Source organism: Pseudomonas tremae (assembly GCF_001401155.1).
Lineage (GTDB): Bacteria > Pseudomonadota > Gammaproteobacteria > Pseudomonadales > Pseudomonadaceae > Aquipseudomonas > Aquipseudomonas tremae.
The window spans coordinates 1-1,553 of sequence record NZ_LJRO01000032.1; the positions used below are offsets into that span (position 1 = coordinate 1).

The following is a 1,553-nucleotide window of genomic DNA, read 5'->3' on the forward strand; positions in this document are numbered from 1 at the left end:
GTTCCTCACGCTCTGGTATGCCCCCCGAAGGTTGGACAATTATCCACTTACGCTGCCTTGGCGGCCTGCATCCTGAATTCCACAGGACTCAGGCCGTTAAGCTTCAGTTTTATGCGTGAGTGATTGTAATACTCAATGTACTCTTCGATACCCGCTTGAAGCTCATCCAGATCGTTAAATTTGTTCAGGTAGAAAAATTCGGATTTCAGCGTGCTAAAAAAGCTCTCTATAGCCGCGTTGTCATAGCAGTTACCCTTGCGCGACATGCTGGCTGTGATCGAATTCTCATGGAGCAGTCGCTGGTAAATAGGCATCCGATATTGCCAGCCCTGGTCAGAATGCAAAATCGGCTTTTCATCCGGTCCAAGCCGCGTGAATGCTCCTTCAAGCATTTCGTCGACCATGGAGTACAGCGGGCGCCTAGCAATCGCATAGGAAATGATTTCGCCGTTGTACAAATCCATGATCGGCGACAGATAGAGTTTCTGGCCTCCTACTTTGAATTCGGTCACGTCGGTGGCCCATTTCTGGTTAAGGTATTGCGCTTTGAAATCACGCTTTAGCAGGTTAGGCGCGGCCTTACCTGTTTCGCCTTTGTAGAAACGGTATTTCTTCACGCGTATCAGGCTCTTCAGGCCTAGCTGCCCCATTAGTTTCTGCACCGTCTTGTGGTTCACAAGATGGCCCCCCCTGCGCAAGACTGCCGTGATGCGACGATAGCCATACCGGCCCTTATGCTCGTAGAACGTTGCCTGAATCAGGTCCTTCAGCCCTGCGTATTTGTCGTCTGCCAGCAGTACCTTTTGTTGATAGTAAAAAGTGCTGCGTGCCAGACCGGCAAACTTCAGCAGGCCGTCCAGAGAATGCAAAGGCCTCAGTTCTATTACGATTTGCGCTTTTTCTGCTGCGCTATTCGTTGCTTCTTCTGAACCAAGGCATCGAGCTTTTTTAGATAATCGACCTCCATCCGCAGTTGCTTCACCTCGGCAAGCAACTCGTCACGCGAACGCGATTCATCGTCGACTGGAGCGGAATTCACAGGGGGAAGGGTCGTCGTCATCTTTCTTGGGCGTCCAGCTTTCTCAGGGGGCTTTGAGGAGGCGTTAAGCGCACCTTCGTCAAAAAGGCGCTGCCATAGATTGATGATGCCGAACTGACGGATATCGAACAAGGCCGCTGTCTGGCGCAGTGATAATCGCTCATCATGCATGCGCTTCAAAACAGCTAGCTTGAACTCGTCACTGTAACGCTGCCGCTTTTTCTCTTTAAGAGCCGCTGGGCCGTGGATCTGATAAGCCGCGACCCACTGACGAAGACAGGAAAAGTCCACATCGTGGCGATGCGCAACATCCCTCAACCCTGCCTTGCCGGCACAATATTCTTTCACGGCTGCGAGTTTTGCCTGCACTGTATATTTACCCATGACGCCTCCAAAGGTTGCGTCCAACCTTCGGGGGTCATACCACAACTCGTGAGGCGATAAGCGTCGTGGCTGGAAAGTGAGGAACGCCAAGCGTCCGCAAGAACACTATCGTGCCCATGCTCCGCGTGGG

General features: G+C 52.0%; 1 protein-coding gene. It reads right to left on the reverse strand.

Annotated features, from left to right (window positions below):
* Positions 1 to 47: 47 nt before the first annotated feature.
* Positions 48 to 1,423 (reverse strand): IS3 family transposase gene (locus ALO43_RS28120; protein WP_157062258.1). Its coding sequence is split into 2 segments (ribosomal slippage): positions 48 to 952 and positions 952 to 1,423, totalling 1,377 coding nucleotides; the frame shifts between segments, so codons are not numbered across the junction.
* Positions 1,424 to 1,553 lie beyond the last annotated feature (130 nt).